16 protein-coding genes and 1 pseudogene are annotated in these 14,576 nt (G+C 42.9%); 5 read left to right on the top strand and 12 right to left on the bottom strand.

From position 1 onward, the window contains the following. A pseudogene (locus tag VIN08_RS18615) lies at positions 1 to 210 on the top strand (hypothetical protein); the annotation flags it as partial. Between the two features lie 26 nt (positions 211 to 236). Beyond that, positions 237 to 695 (top strand): YybH family protein, encoded by a 459-nt coding sequence (locus VIN08_RS18610; RefSeq protein ID WP_331968069.1) that lies wholly within the window; start codon positions 237 to 239, stop codon positions 693 to 695. Here VIN08_RS18610 and VIN08_RS18605 read toward each other — a convergent pair whose 3' ends face one another. Continuing rightward, positions 696 to 1,883 carry a glycosyltransferase family 4 protein gene (locus VIN08_RS18605; RefSeq protein WP_331968068.1) on the bottom strand — a complete coding sequence of 396 codons (1,188 nt, stop codon included), beginning with the start codon at positions 1,881 to 1,883 and terminating at the stop codon, positions 696 to 698. It lies immediately after the preceding gene. Between the two features lie 219 nt (positions 1,884 to 2,102). Between VIN08_RS18605 and VIN08_RS18600 the strand changes: the two genes are divergently transcribed. Then, the gene (locus tag VIN08_RS18600) at positions 2,103 to 3,035 is read left to right on the top strand and encodes a DMT family transporter (protein WP_331968066.1); all 933 of its coding nucleotides are present in this window, start codon (positions 2,103 to 2,105) and stop codon (positions 3,033 to 3,035) included. A gap of 87 nt (positions 3,036 to 3,122) precedes the next feature. After that, positions 3,123 to 3,773, top strand: a complete 651-nt coding sequence (locus VIN08_RS18595; RefSeq protein WP_331968064.1) for a YciI family protein — start codon at positions 3,123 to 3,125, stop codon at positions 3,771 to 3,773. Positions 3,774 to 3,784: 11 nt separating this feature from the next. On the opposite strand, the gene VIN08_RS18590 is transcribed toward VIN08_RS18595, so the two are convergent. The 8 genes from VIN08_RS18590 to VIN08_RS18555 all read right to left on the bottom strand — a co-directional run bounded on the left by VIN08_RS18590 (position 3,785) and on the right by VIN08_RS18555 (position 10,672). Beyond that, positions 3,785 to 4,399, bottom strand: a complete 615-nt coding sequence (locus VIN08_RS18590) for a 2'-5' RNA ligase family protein (RefSeq protein ID WP_331968063.1) — start codon at positions 4,397 to 4,399, stop codon at positions 3,785 to 3,787. Continuing rightward, entirely contained in the window at positions 4,372 to 5,298 is a 927-nt protein-coding gene (locus VIN08_RS18585; protein ID WP_331968061.1) for a TIGR01777 family oxidoreductase, read from the bottom strand. The genes VIN08_RS18590 and VIN08_RS18585 overlap by 28 nt, the downstream gene beginning before the upstream one ends. A gap of 82 nt (positions 5,299 to 5,380) precedes the next feature. Continuing rightward, positions 5,381 to 5,743 (bottom strand): hypothetical protein, encoded by a 363-nt coding sequence (locus VIN08_RS18580; RefSeq protein ID WP_331968060.1) that lies wholly within the window; start codon positions 5,741 to 5,743, stop codon positions 5,381 to 5,383. A 27-nt stretch (positions 5,744 to 5,770) separates the two neighbouring features. Beyond that, positions 5,771 to 6,166 carry a hypothetical protein gene (locus tag VIN08_RS18575; RefSeq protein WP_331968058.1) on the bottom strand — a complete coding sequence of 132 codons (396 nt, stop codon included), beginning with the start codon at positions 6,164 to 6,166 and terminating at the stop codon, positions 5,771 to 5,773. A gap of 59 nt (positions 6,167 to 6,225) precedes the next feature. Then, entirely contained in the window at positions 6,226 to 6,729 is a 504-nt protein-coding gene (locus tag VIN08_RS18570; RefSeq protein WP_331968056.1) for a transcriptional regulator, read from the bottom strand. A gap of 113 nt (positions 6,730 to 6,842) precedes the next feature. Then, a complete protein-coding gene (locus VIN08_RS18565; RefSeq protein ID WP_331968055.1) occupies positions 6,843 to 7,112 on the bottom strand; it encodes an HU family DNA-binding protein in 270 nt (89 codons plus the stop codon). A 177-nt stretch (positions 7,113 to 7,289) separates the two neighbouring features. Then, positions 7,290 to 10,037 carry a DNA polymerase I gene (polA, locus tag VIN08_RS18560; protein WP_331968053.1) on the bottom strand — a complete coding sequence of 916 codons (2,748 nt, stop codon included), beginning with the start codon at positions 10,035 to 10,037 and terminating at the stop codon, positions 7,290 to 7,292. Positions 10,038 to 10,237: 200 nt separating this feature from the next. Beyond that, positions 10,238 to 10,672, bottom strand: a complete 435-nt coding sequence (locus VIN08_RS18555; RefSeq protein WP_331968051.1) for a hypothetical protein — start codon at positions 10,670 to 10,672, stop codon at positions 10,238 to 10,240. Between the two features lie 158 nt (positions 10,673 to 10,830). Between VIN08_RS18555 and VIN08_RS18550 the strand changes: the two genes are divergently transcribed. Next, positions 10,831 to 12,480 carry an AMP-binding protein gene (locus VIN08_RS18550; RefSeq protein WP_331968049.1) on the top strand — a complete coding sequence of 550 codons (1,650 nt, stop codon included), beginning with the start codon at positions 10,831 to 10,833 and terminating at the stop codon, positions 12,478 to 12,480. A gap of 76 nt (positions 12,481 to 12,556) precedes the next feature. On the opposite strand, the gene VIN08_RS18545 is transcribed toward VIN08_RS18550, so the two are convergent. The 3 genes from VIN08_RS18545 to VIN08_RS18535 form a co-directional block, all read right to left on the bottom strand. Then, on the bottom strand, positions 12,557 to 13,405 hold the full coding sequence (locus tag VIN08_RS18545) for a dienelactone hydrolase family protein (RefSeq protein ID WP_331968047.1): 849 nt from the start codon (positions 13,403 to 13,405) through the stop codon (positions 12,557 to 12,559). A 96-nt stretch (positions 13,406 to 13,501) separates the two neighbouring features. After that, entirely contained in the window at positions 13,502 to 13,972 is a 471-nt protein-coding gene (locus VIN08_RS18540) for a DinB family protein (protein ID WP_331968045.1), read from the bottom strand. A gap of 27 nt (positions 13,973 to 13,999) precedes the next feature. Next, positions 14,000 to 14,576 (bottom strand): 2OG-Fe(II) oxygenase (locus VIN08_RS18535; protein ID WP_331968044.1); only part of this gene is annotated, 577 nt, incomplete at its 5' end.

The raw sequence follows: 14,576 nt of genomic DNA, 5'->3' as shown, positions 1-14,576 counted from the left end.
GGTGTAGATAATTTAGTGAGTGTATACTGCATCTTTAACCAGGATTTTGAAGATACCGTAATGTTGAAGGCATACGACAACCAGAAATTAGAAACCGGCAGAAGCAAGCTTATCATAAAAGCGAAAAAGGACGATGCCGGTTTCTATGATTTTCCATTCGATAAAAGAGCCAATCTTGACACAGAAGACTGTCGGTTAATTCTGCAATAACGTTTTACAATAAACTATATATAGGTATGAGGTTCTGCTCTGTTCGTTTTCTACTGCTCGTTGTGTTGTGTAGTTGTGGCGAAAAGAAATTGTCGGTTGAAGAGATGCGGGCGATTCTTCATGAACGTAACGAAACGCTTGGAAAACTCTTTAAAGAAGGTAATGCCGATAAACTTGTTACTATGTATACCGACAGTGCCAAGCTTTGTCCGAACGGAGCATTTGAGATATATATAGGTAAGAAAGCAATTCGTAAATTCTGGGGAGATGCCATGGAAGGCTCTGAGCTGCTGGATATGAAAACCGAAACATTATCGGTCGATGGCAGCGAAGGTATCATTTATGAAACGGGCAGAACGACTACTCGCACCAAATACCAGGATTCGGTGTATGTATCGGAAGTAAAATTCGCAAACGTATGGAAACGTCAATCAGACGGAACCTATTTGCTGGATGTAGATATCTGGAACTCCATCAAACATTGATTACGATCTTTTCTCAGACCGTATAATATCTGCAAACGCTATACTTAGTTTTTCTCTCGAATATTTTTCTTCTGCCAACGCGCGACTTTTTTGCTGACTTTGTTTTAATAGCGCAGAGTCTGTTAAATAAGGCTGTATCTTTTTTGTGAAATCCGTTGGATGTTTGGGGTCAGTAAAGAATCCACAGCCGCGTTGCTCTATCTCCTCTTTGATCCAGCCTCCAAAATTTGTTACGATCAATTTACCTGCTGCCAATCCATCGAAGTATTTATTAGGCGAACCTGTTTCAAGAATAGGCAGAGCTTTATAGCAGATAAACGAAGCATCGGTAATATTCATCAACTCACGAATGCCAGCGCGATTCGTGAAAGGAATAAACGTAAAGTTGTTGAGTTGTATTCGTTTGGCACTTTCACGCAGCCGGTTGGCCATAGCACCATCGCCACATAAAAAGAAATGAATGGGTAGCGCAGCTTTCTGACTGTTGCGTGCGCACTCCAGGTAGTAATCAAGACCATTGGCAAATCCAACGGCACCCATATACGACACTACAAATTTTCCCTTCACGCTATATTTCTCCTCGAGTTGTACATCTTTCTCTTCCGGGTGGTAAAAATCAGTATCGGCCATGTTCGGGAGAAGATGTACCCTTTTTCCGGGAGTCTTTTTCTCAATAGCAGCTTTAATCATAGGCGATAGCGCCACAACAGAAGCTGCCTGCTGATAAATAATTCGCTCCAGGCTATAGAGGAATTGTTTGAAGAAATAATTTTTGATAACACCTACCTGTATAGGCGCATCGGGCCACAAATCGCCCACTTCAAAAATATAGCGTATACCAAGTCGTTGCCTGATCCACAAGGCTGCCAGTCCAATGGTAAGGGGAACAGAGATGGCGTAGCAAACATCTATATCCTTAAACTTTGAGGCTGTGTTAACCGATTGAAAGATATACTTCAGAAAAGAACCGCTTCGTTTGTAGAAACCGAACTTGTTCAGATACGCGATCGGTAGGTAGTGGACTTCTATTCCATCAACATGCTCTACGCGTTGCTGAGCTTCATTATTCCCCGTGATAACGATGGTTTGTATACCCTGATCTACCAACGCTTTGGCCAGGTAATACGACCGAAGCGCACCACCTTTTTGGGGTGTATTAAAATGTTGGTGGAGTATCAGAACTTTCACGCTACAAAGAAAGAAAAACCGTTCACAGTGCCATATATACCATCCATAGTTTTTTCGTATCACCAATAAACATTTGAACCTAAAACTTCGAACCAAACAAGAACCGAACTTTAAACCCCGGAAGTCCGTGAACTACAAACATTAAAACTATACTTTTGAGATCAACACGTCATGGCTATGGGCAAACGAGGTGTTGTTAGTACTTTTGATTTTCAGATCATGACAAAGTCTTCCTCTTCGCCTTATTTTGTTGGCGGTGTTATTATTGCGCTGGCAGGTGCCGTATGTTTTTCTACAAAAGCGATCTTCGTAAAACTGGCCTATCGCGATACGGCTATTGATGCTGTTACATTATTGGCGCTGCGCATGTTGTTCTCATTACCCTTCTTTATTATTTCGGCTACAGTTGAGTCGCGCAAAGAGACCAATATAAAATTTACTGTGAAGCAATGGCTGGGTGTTGCTGTTGTTGGTTTGCTCGGATACTATGTGAGCAGCCTGCTCGACTTTCTGGGCTTGCAATATATCTCTGCCGGCATGGAGCGATTGATACTGTTTATTTACCCCACACTGGTGTTGTTGATGTCGGCCATGTTCTTCAGGCAACAGATAAAAAAATATCAATGGATCGCGTTGGTCCTAACGTATGCCGGGCTGGCACTTGCCTTTTCAAGTGAAGTAGATTGGAATGCAAGTCAGCACGAAAATTTTTATCTCGGTGCCGTGCTGATCTTTCTTTGCGCTATTACTTATGCGCTATATATAGTGGGCAGCGGAAGATTGATACCCCTTGTAGGTGCTGCAAAGTTCAATAGTTATGCCATGACTTTCGCTTCCGCAGGTGTGCTTATACATTACGCTTTTGTAAGTCATACATCGCTTTTTAACCTGCCACCACTCGTATACTTCTATAGTTTTATGATGGCCATTGTAGGTACAGTCGTTCCATCATACCTGGTAACAGAAGGAATCAAACGCATTGGTTCTGATAATGCCGCTATTGTGGGGAGCATCGGCCCGATGTCGACTATTCTGCAGGCCTATATATTTTTACACGAGCCAGTGTTTGCTATGCAGATTATTGGTACACTTATGATCCTGGTGGGTATTCTGCTTATCGGGAAGAAGGGGAAGCAAGCGGTTTCAGAATGAAATCAGGCTGCTTCAGCTTTTTAAAAGCAGCTATAGCTATATACTTTCGTTTAATCTCGCTATGTTTCTGAAGTAAATTCTATCGCCATGAAAAACGTGTTGGTCTCCGTGTTGCTGCTGGTATGCTGCTCGCTATATGCGCAGGATAAACAATATTCATTTGTATTTCTGCACAAGAAAACAAATCCTGAACCGATGCCGAAAGAGCAGGTGGATAAATTAATGGAAGGGCACATGGCGAACATTAATCGCCTGGCGAAAGAAGGGAAGTTGCTCGCAGCCGGACCGTTTGAAGGAGGCGGAGGTATATTTATACTGAATACAAAATCAACCGAAGAAGCAAAGCAATGGCTCTCTACCGATCCGGGTGTGCAGGCAAGCCGGTGGGATGTAGAGATACTTCCCTTTACATTTCGCATAGCCAGTCCGTGCAAAGCACCGGAGCCTTATGAAATGGTGACGTACGAATTTATACGCTTCGATGCTGTGGTGAGTAAATTTACTTCGGCTACGTATCCGGAGATCATGCGTAAACACGATGCTTTTCTGAAACAACTTTCTGCTACGGGCAATGTGGTAATGGAAGGTATATTTGGTCAACACGATGGCGGTATACTGCTTATGCGCGGAGATCTGCAACGAGAAGTAATAGAAGCAGATCCTGGTTTGCAGGAAGGACTACTGGAGATCAGCTATAAAAAACTCTGGATCGCAAAAGGATCGTTCTGCGAGAAATGACTTATGCTATATTAATGATGAAGCTCGAACGAATTGGCTTCTTCATCCTTTGGCAGAGACGATGGGTCGAACAGAAATTCTTTCAACACTTCCCATATCTTTCCGTTGTGCTTCAGCAATACTATACTTTCAACATCGAAGCGTGCAGCAAATTTTCGTTTCTGAAATTCTTCCCATGCTTTTTCGAACATCGGCTTTTTCAGATCGCGAAAAGCCAGCGTCATGTGAGGATGAAAGGGTTGATCTTTATAGGATGCATTAAAGAGATTTAACTCGCGCTTGCAAAAACGATGAAGCTCTTTATTGAGCAGTTCGAGTGCTTCATTCTTTACTACATCAATAAAGATAACACGTGGAACAAAGGCGTTGAAATCTTGCAGCTCTACTTTAAACGAAGGTCTGCCAAGAGTAAATTTAGAAAAGGCAACGACCAATTCATTTTCTTTCTCTTCCTTCCATTTGAAAGGCATGTGCAGTGTAATGTGAGGAGGAGAGTTGAGAGAAGCTTTGCTGTTATACTGGTCGCGGAAGTAATTTTTCAAACGCAAAGCATCATCCGAAACCGGTGGTGGCGGAACAAGGGCGATGAAATATTGCTTCAACTTCTCTTCGCTTCGACCTGGCATAAATCTTCAAGTGCAGCTTTCAGGTCTGGAAATTCGAAAACAAATTCTTTATCTAATAATCTTTGCGGATAAACTTTTCGGCTTTTTAACAGTAATTCTGTTTCTGTACCAATCAACCTGGCACCCAATGCAAGCATCGGTACGGGCAACGGGAGGCCTGCTGGTATTTTTAATGCTTCGCGGAGTGTCTTCATAAATACATTATTTCGTAGTGGGTGTGGCGAGCAAACGTTATAAATACCTCGCTCCGGATTTTGAATAAGCCATTCGATGGCTCTGCAGAAATCGTGAATGTGTATCCAGCTTACAAACTGCTGCCCGCTTCCCTGGTGGCCACCTAGGCCTGTGCGCGCAAGGCGCAGAAGCGGAACCATGGCTCCACCGCGTGGGCTTAGTACGATGGCAGTGCGCAGTATAACTTTACGCGTTCGCGGTGTAATGGCATCGCGAAATATAGATTCCCATTGCTTGCATACATCTTCGGAAAAATTATTCCCAACCTCTCCGGTATATTCTCCCCTGTATGAAGTATAGGACTCGCGATAGATTGTTGCTGAGCTGCTGTTCAGCCAAACTCGTGGAGGTGTGTGACATTGCCGGATGGCTTCACCTAAAATATAGGTGCTGTCAAGTCGTGATCGATAGATCTTTTTCCGGTTCTGTTGGGTATAGCGGCAGTTAACGGACTTACCACTCAGGTTGATCAGTGCTTCAGCTCCTTCAAGCTCGTTAACCCAATTGCCCGTTGTTTTTCCATCCCAGTAAACTTCCTTTACCAGCGAAGAACTATTGCCCGGTTTACGGGTGAGTATAACAACAGGTATATCTTTAGCCGAGAAATAACGCGAAAGCGCTTCTCCTAAAAAACCACTGCCACCCGCTATAACGATCTTGCTCATGATGCTCGAAGTGTAAGGTATATTTCATGGACTATATCTATAGGGCATTACAATATGCAGTGCCCTATAGATGATTTTTTTATCAGGCTACTACTTTATTAGCATGTGCCTTTCTGCGGAGACTAAAGAATATAAACAGATTGAAGAAATGCATTGCGCCAAGCACCAGTATAATCCAGCCTATTTTTTGACTGAGTATTTCAATCATGCTTTGCGTATCTTCAATCGTGTCCCACACTTTCAGTGTATATACGGCATAGCCTATATTAACCAGGTAGAAGCCAACAAGCAGCAGCTTGTTCACGCTATCGGCAAGCAGTGTATCCTGGTGGAATATCTCAAGCAGAAATACTCGGCCGTTGGTAAAGATGGTTCTGGCTACCCATATTGTGAGAATAATGGTAATGGGCAGATAGATGCAGTAGGTTGCTACGGTGTAATTCATAAAATATATAGTTAGTTAATAGATGTATCAGAAACTAAGGTGAGGAAGGAAGCCGCGTTTTACTTTTGGAAAGTAGCCAGTAAGCGTAATGATATAGTACCATGCACCTAAGGTCCATGCGGGGATGGTGAGGTAGAGTATACGAATAATATCAGGTATGGGAAACGAACCAGGTATTAGCTTTCCTCCTGCAAATAGTGATAGTAAGTAGAAAATCGTGATTAGCAGATACTTCCTTCTTGCTGAGCTTTTTTCAGTATGCCAGATCAGAATGAGAACGCAACTGAGCACTTGCCATACACCTAAGAAGAATTGACATACGGCAAAGAACCAAAGCGTGTCGTTGATAAAGATTCCCGCGCTGACAGAAATCAATCCTCCCAGTACCAGTAACGACTGTCCGAAAGTATCTATATATTTCATATTGATTATAATTTTGGTATTTTCAGAAAATATTGAAAGTATGGGTTAAAAAAATAGAACTACTTCATGATCTTTAAAACTACATTCCAGAACCAGCTTTCTTCTGATTTGATAAAGGTCTCCAGCAGTCCATCTGATTTTTCCGCAAAGTTTTTCAAATCCTTCACTACTCGTTTCAGTTCTTTTGTTTCATCGCTTCCGTCTGACTGTACATCGTTTACTTCGCGCAGCACACGTAGTATAGGTTCCAGCTCACGCTTTCTTCTTTCCTTCGCTACCTGTCTGGCCAATGACCAGATGTCTTTTTCAGATTTGAAGTATTCTTTTCGTTCGCCCGGTACCAGTATACGCGATATGATTCCCCAGTCCAGCAGTGCGCGAATGTTCATATTCGCATTACCCCGCGAGATGGAAAGCTCCTGCATGATCTCTTCGGTAGAGAGCGCTTTCGGAGAGATCATCAGCAAAGCATGTATCTGCGCCATGGTTTTATTGAGGCCCCAGCTATACCCGAGATTTCCCCAGGCCTGGATCAGTTCTTCTTTTGCCTCTGTATACTTCATACGATCAAATCTAATAATAGTTTCCGAACTTTCAATACATTTTGAAAGTTCACATAAAAAAGAAACCCTGGCTGCAATACAACCAGGGCTTCTCTCTTTAATCAGTGTATTGATTACAGTTTGCCTGAAAGCTCTTTGCTGGCTTTGAACTTAGCAACTTTCTTAGCTTTGATCTTGATAGTTTCTCCAGTGAAAGGATTGCGTCCTTTACGTGCAGCTCTCTTAGATACAGAGAATGTACCGAAACCAGTCAGCGTAAGCTTGTCACCTTTCTTCAGCGTTTTCTCAACGGCTGTCATGAAAGATTCCAGTGCTGTGCCCGCTGCTACCTTTGTGATACCTGCATCTTCTGCGATCTTGCTAATCAATTCAGCTTTTGTCATAAGTGGTTTTAATTAATATAGATTTATTTGATGGGGCACAAATATAAAGGCTTTTTGATTTCATCAAACTCCACACAAACAAAAGTCTGCTATTCAGTTTACAGCACCTATATATAGCGAAACATCTTTTCGCATAGGGTATACAACGCCCGGGCTAGACAAAAACTTTATTATACATCAATGTGCATCGAGCCAGTTAGAGGCGATACCAACTTCAACTTCCATAGGCACAGCGAGATGCACGGCATGTCGCATCAGTGCGATCACATTTTCCTTTACAAGTTCAGCCTCTTCCTTATGAAGATCGAATACAAGTTCATCATGCACCTGCATGATCATTTTTGATTTCAATTTATTTTTCTCTAACCAGCGATGAATGTTCACCATCGCGATCTTGATGATATCAGCGGCGCTTCCTTGTATCGGTGCGTTGATCGCGTTTCGTTCGGCAAAACCGCGGGTAGTAATGTTGCGTGAGTTGATGTCGCGCAAATATCTTCTGCGACCCAGTATAGTTTCTACATACTCTTTTTCACGCGCCATGTTGATCGAGTCGTCCATATAGCGTTTGATGCCCGGAAATTCTTTGAAGTACGAATCGATGATCTCCGAAGCTTCTGTACGTGATATACCGAGGTTCTGTGATAACCCGAAGGCTGTGCTGCCATAGAGAATACCGAAATTTACTTCCTTCGCTTTCCTGCGCATATCTGGTGTTACCTGGTCGAGTGCAACCTTGAATACTTTGGCAGCGGTGGTAGTATGGATATCGCGCTTGTTCCGGAATGCTTCGATCATTACTTCGTCTTTCGCGAATGACGCTGCAATGCGTAGCTCGATCTGCGAATAATCGGCCGACATAAAAAGATATTCATCGCTGCGCGATACAAATGCCCTGCGAATCAATTTACCCTTTGCCGTGCGGATCGGAATGTTCTGCAGGTTCGGGTTATTTGAGCTTAGCCTTCCCGTTGCAGCAACCGCCTGGCGATAATCCGTATGAATGCGTCCATCAAACTTACTGATCATTTTTGGGAGAGCATCTACATAAGTAGAGCGTAACTTATCGAACTCACGGTAGTCGAGTATCTTTTGGGCTATAGCGTGTTTTGGCGCCAGTGTTAACAGTATATCTTCACCCGTGGCATACTGACCTGATTTTGTTTTCTTCGGTTTCTCCATCAACTTCATTTTCTCGAAGAGAACTTCTCCCAGTTGCTTGGGCGAACCTATATTAAACTCAGAGCCCGCCAGCTCGTAGACCTCCCGTTGTACGCGCTCTAATTCATGACGCAATTCGTCTGACATTTTGGAGAGTGCTGATGTATCAACCTTCACACCTTCAAACTCCATCGCAGCGAGTACATTTACCAGTGGCGCTTCAGTGTGGCTCATCAACAAGGATTGTCTTCTGCTTTCCAGGTCCTGTTTCAGTTTACTGCGAAGTTGAAACAGTATATCTGCGCGCTCGCCCAATTGCTCGCGTATATCTGCGTGACTGATAGGAAGGAGATCGTATTGTAAATACTGCGTGCTGAGTGTATGTATATCGTGCGCAGCTTCTGGTTCAATAAGGTAGTGTGCCAGCATTGTGTCGAACAACGGGCCGCGTATTTCAATACCTACTTTTTTCAACGCGAGCATGGTGCCTTTCAGGTTGTGACCGATCTTTACTATACTTTCATTTTGAAAAGCATCAGCGAAGTCGCGCAGTATAATTGCTGCCTGCTCTGCATTACCGAGAGGAAGAAAGTATGCTTCACTCTCGCGATACGAAAAAGCAAGACCTTTAATGGTATAGTCAAAATTACCGAGATCGTCAGTGACTGAATCCATCGCGAAGCTCGTTTGCTCTTTCAGCTTTTCAGCAAATGATTTATACTGCTTCTCATCAATTACCTGGTATTGTACTTTGCTGGCATCAAAGCTTCTGTGTTCACCGGAATCATCCACCGGGAGTATATCATCTTCCGATGATGCAGCACCAAACATCGAGAGCTGCGATCCTTGTGCAGTCTTTACAGGTGTTGCAGCAGCAGCAACGCCTTCGCCAAACACACGCGCAGAAATAGTTTTGAACTCCAGGTCGTTAAAGATCGGTTTGAGTTTTTCCGCATCAGGACCTTTATAGGTGAGATCATCTTCTTTGAATTCAACGGGAACATCCGTAATGATGGTGGCCAGTCTCTTCGAGAGTAAAGCCTGCTCTCCGAATTGTTTTACAAGGTCTTTCTGCTTGCCCTTCAATTCATCAGCGTGCGCAATAATGTTTTCAATAGAACCATATTGCTTCAATAGTGTAGCCGCTGTTTTAGGACCAAAGCCTGGTATACCGGGTATATTATCAGACGAGTCGCCCTGCAGCCCCAGCATATCAATCACCTGCGATACATTCTCGATATCCCATTTCTCGCAAACTTCTTTTACACCTAATACATCTACGGCATTGCCCATATAAGCAGGCTTGTAGAGAAATACACATTCATTTACTAACTGGCCATAATCTTTATCGGGCGTCATCATATATACTTCAAAGCCCTGTGTGCATGCCTGTCGTGCCAATGTGCCGATAATGTCATCCGCCTCATAACCGTCCATTTCCAGTATAGGAATGTTGAAGCCCTGTATGATCTCTTTTACTTTGGGAATACCATAGCGAATGTCTTCGGGAGTCTCCTGCCGGTTGGCTTTATACTCTGTGAATATTTCGTCACGAAAAGTTTTAGCTGCCGTATCGAATGCTATACCAATATGAGTTGGTTTTTGTTTTTGCAATACTTCCAGCAATGTGTTGGTAAAACCAAACGGCACGGATGTGTTAAGGCCTTTGGAGTTGATGCGTGGAGTTTTGGTGAATGCAAAGTGCGCACGATAAATGAGGGCGTATGCATCCAGCAGAAAAAGCTTTTTATCCGGTTTACTCATGAGCGCAAAATTGTAAAAGATGATTAAATATCCGCAGCCAAATGAAAATAAAACAGCGTGTATGACGGATTATTTTAACGCTCAGTCTTGTGTGGAATTTTCTACTGAATGATTTAAGTGTCGAATCGCTTGATGCGGCTATAAAGAATGAGTCATGACTAATCTGACTAGTCATGCCTCATGCGTGTATTACCGGCACTTTATTTTCGCGTGGCTTCGCACTGATGTGTAAGTTGTGTCTTCCCGGTATTAATGGTATAACTAAAATGAAGGCCTGCTGCTGTTAATGTGCCACTTCCGGATAGCAGGATGGAGATCGTTTTCCCTTTGAATGTTTGCGGCTGAATATAAAAGTTATTTCCCTGCACAACAGCTTTCACAGGCACATACATCACATTACCAAAATTGTGCAACTCAACAACAGCCATATTTGCCGAAGAGCGTGCAATAGTAATTTCATAGTACGATGTGGATGCACTTGTCTGCTTCTGATCTGTTACCTGATACGTACCGGTGATCTTCTCTGCGTGCGCCGCTACATCTTCCGGAAGGTCATCTACCCGCGCGGATAAAATAACCAGCGATAGTGCGGTAAAGAGCAATACACGAGTAAAATGTGTTAAAAACTTTTTCATAACAATCCTTTACAAAACAGCAAGACTTCTTTTGAGAAAATGATCTTTCTAATAGCCCAGCTATTTTTTCTGAATCAGAGTACCCAACGGAATTGTTATTGAAAAAGTTTAGAGATTTTTCACGCAATCGATAAACTATGATAACTTAAAGTATAAATATGTTGAAAATGATTGCCAGTACGCCTTTAGAGCGGTTTTATCATTGGGAAAAAAATACACCGCACCTCCCATTTTTGCGACAACCCATTGCGGGACAATGGAAAGGTTATAGTTATCAGCAAGCAGGTGATGAAATTCGCAGGATAGCGCAAGCGTTGCGAAGCCTTGATTTACCACCGCAAAGTAACATTGCTATTTTATCCAAGAATTGTGCACATTGGATTATGGCCGACCTTGCTATATGGATGGCAGGACATATATCGGTTCCTATATATCCTACATTATCGGCAACGGGTATACATTATATATTGGAGCACAGCGAAGCGAAAGTAATTTTTATAGGTAAACTCGATGCTTACGATAAACAGCGCGATGCTATAGCGCCTGATATATACCGCATCAGCTTTCCTTTTTACGGACCGCAGGATGGCGATAACTGGAATGATTTATTACAGCGAGAGCCGCTTACTGAAAATATATACCCTGTAGCAGAGCAAGTGGCTTCTATCATGTATTCATCCGGCACTACGGGAACTCCCAAAGGAGTGGAGCTCACATTTGGTGCGTTTGATTTTACAGGTAAAAGTCTGAAGAAGAATTTCAAACTCGATAAGCCTGAGCGCTTCTTCTCGTATTTACCCATGAGCCATATAGCAGAACGTGCCTATATAGAAATTGGTGTGCTATATTCCGCTAGCTCTATCTCTTTTACAGAATCGCTGGAGAAATTTCCAGATAACCTTCGCGAAGTACAGCCTACCTTGTTTGGTGGTGTGCCGCGCATCTTTGCAAAATTTCAGGAAGGTATATTAGCTAAAATGCCTCAGAAAAAACTTGATCGGTTATTATCCATTCCGATTGTATCGATGATTGTGAAGAACGTGATCAGAAAGAAGCTGGGTTTTAGTAACGCCCATTTGATCGTGGGTGGCGCTGCTCCTATACCGGTATTGTTGCTGAAGTGGTTTGCAAGTTTGGGTATTGAGATTCGCGAGATATATGGCATGACTGAGAACTGTGGCTACTCGCATGGCGACCATGGAGCTATAGTACATATAGGAACGGTAGGCCGGCCGTGGCCGGGTATTGAAGCGAAAATTTCCAGTGAAGGAGAAATATTGATAAAGCATCCGGGCCTGATGCGTGGATACTATAAAGATGCAGAGACCACACGAAGTACTTTTACTGCCGATGGATTTTTAAAAACAGGCGACAAAGGTGTAGCCGATGCGGAAGGTTTTCTTACCATCACAGGTCGTGTAAAGGATCAGTTCAAAACCGATAAAGCTAAATTTATAGCACCTGCCCCTATAGAGATGAAGTTCTCTTCAAATAAAAACATTGATAGTATCTGTATTGTAGGTATGGGTATACCGCAGCCGATAGCATTGGTTGTATTATCGACCACAGCTGCGGAGAAGAGTAAATCTGTTGTGGCCGAAGAGTTGAATAGTACACTGCAAGCTGTAAACCCGACACTGGAACATTATGAACGTATAGAGAAAATTATAATTATGCGCGAGAGCTGGACAATAGAAAATGGTTTTATGACTCCGTCCCTCAAAATAAAGCGCAACGAGATCGAGAAAGTATATGTGGCACAATACCCGGAGTGGTATAAATTGCCGGAGAAGATCGTGTGGGAATAATAATGGAGTATATATACATGCAAAGGCCGCAATATAACGGTATATATTGCGGCCTTCGTATCTATATATAATTCTGTTATTTCAGTTTTGCCTTGAAGAAAGCAACAGTGTTTTCGTATGCGTCTTTTGTAGCTTCTTCTCTATAACCTTCTGCGTTGCTCGGGTTTGCAAAGCCGTGATCAGCATTATAGCTTTTCAGGATCAATTTTTTTCCGGCAGTTTGCATGTTGGTCTCAAACTTTGCTACGGTTTCAGGACCAATCCATTTATCCTGTATAGCAAATATACCCAGCACTTCGGCATTCAGTTCTTTCAGCTTTGCTACATCATCCACAGGCATGCCATAGTATATAACACAAGCGGCAGCTTGCTTGCCAGCTGTTAATGTAGCCAGTAAAGATTGGCCACCACCAAAGCACCAGCCAATCGTGCCCACGCGTGCATTTTTACCAACATAGGCGAGCGCTCCTTTTACAATGGCATTGCCGCGATCTTGTTTAAACTCCTGCATGTAGCGGGCGGCATCTTCACGTTGTGAAGTAACTTTGCCATCGTACATATCAAGCGCGATGATGTTCACATTACCAAGATCTTTAAATAAACTCTCTGATTGCTTCTTGATGTAGTCGTTTAATCCCCACCACTCCTGGAAAACAAAGATCCAGTTGTTTGTTTTGGTTTTTGCTTCGATCACATATCCGTTAGCTTCTACGCCATCCGGACATTTGAACTTGATCATCTTTCCACCTTCTTCGCTGATATGTATATATTTACCAGGTGTAGCGTGCGATGCCTTGAAGTCTTTGTTGGAAGCAAACACAGCAAATTTTTCCGTTGCCGAAGTGTGGCAAACCGTGATGTCTTGTTGGGCAAAAATGGTGGCATTCACCAGTGTGAAAATTACCAGCAGGTATATTTTTCTCATAATGTATTTAGGTTTAATACTTGTGCAAACAAACGTCAAAATTAAATGGTTCATAAAGCGCCAGCATCATTATACTGTGAAGTTTTTGCGACACTGTTAATTTTTCAACTGACCTGTCACTACGCGGTCGTATGTAATGAAATCGGTATTTACCGGTTCATATCCTTGTTCGCGTAAAAGAATAGTGATCTGTCCGCGATGATAACTGGAGTGGTTCACTACATGGATCAGAATCATTTCCAATGTGTTAACGCATGCATCGCCCAGCAGATTGGTATAGCGAAGCTCGCTCTGGAAATTATTGGTGGCCTCTATATATTCAAGCCACTGCTGGTCGGCAGTATTGCTCAGAGTATAAAGCTCATCGGATGTATAGTCGCCCCAGAGTTTAAGCTCAGGAGGCGAAAGATGTTTAACACGATGAAGCCAGACAAACTGCGCTGCCAGTATGTGCCCGGCAGTAGTCAACGTTTTGGCGTGATTTACTCCTTGTCGTTGCAAACAGGCAATTACCCGTTGATTAGCCCAGGCGTTGTATTGAAAAAGTTTCAGCAGGTAATTCTTCATCGCAGTATATATATAGTATAGGTTTCGCTATAGATGCCGGAGGTCTGCCATCTGGTCAAGAATCCACCCGGTAAGACTAAGTCGTTCGCGTGTAGCGGGTAATACCTCGTGCTCGATTTGGTCGCTTCTAAAACATACCAACCGTCCACTTACAGGAAGTATATCTTTTGTTTCATTCGGCAGATACATGCGCAACTGCCCGCCATGTTCATCTTTCCAATGATCATTAAGATAACAAATTACGGACAACTTTCGATGATCGTCTTTTTTAAATTGATCGAGGTGACGTTTATAAAATGTACCAGCCGGATATATGGTCATGTGCACTTCATAATCTTTCAGACTCAGAAAAAGTGTACGATTTATATACTGAATCAACTCCTGTAATCTGTCGAGATACACTTTTGCCTCAGGTGGAGCCGTGTTCTTGTCGAGCCAGCGAATATAGTCTCCGCGAATGGCTTCGTTAATTTGCAAATCGCTTTGCTTTCCTATACCAGCTTTTTTAAACTGATCGGCCTCCTGTTGAAAATCACGACTGCTGCGTATGGCATCTACCTCAGCCTGACTGAGAAAAGAATCTGCTACAGCATATCCTTTCTCA

The sequence above is a fragment of the Ohtaekwangia sp. genome (genome assembly GCF_036568665.1).
Classification (GTDB): domain Bacteria; phylum Bacteroidota; class Bacteroidia; order Cytophagales; family Cyclobacteriaceae; genus Ohtaekwangia.
This window is presented reverse-complemented; position numbering and strand designations above follow the sequence as displayed.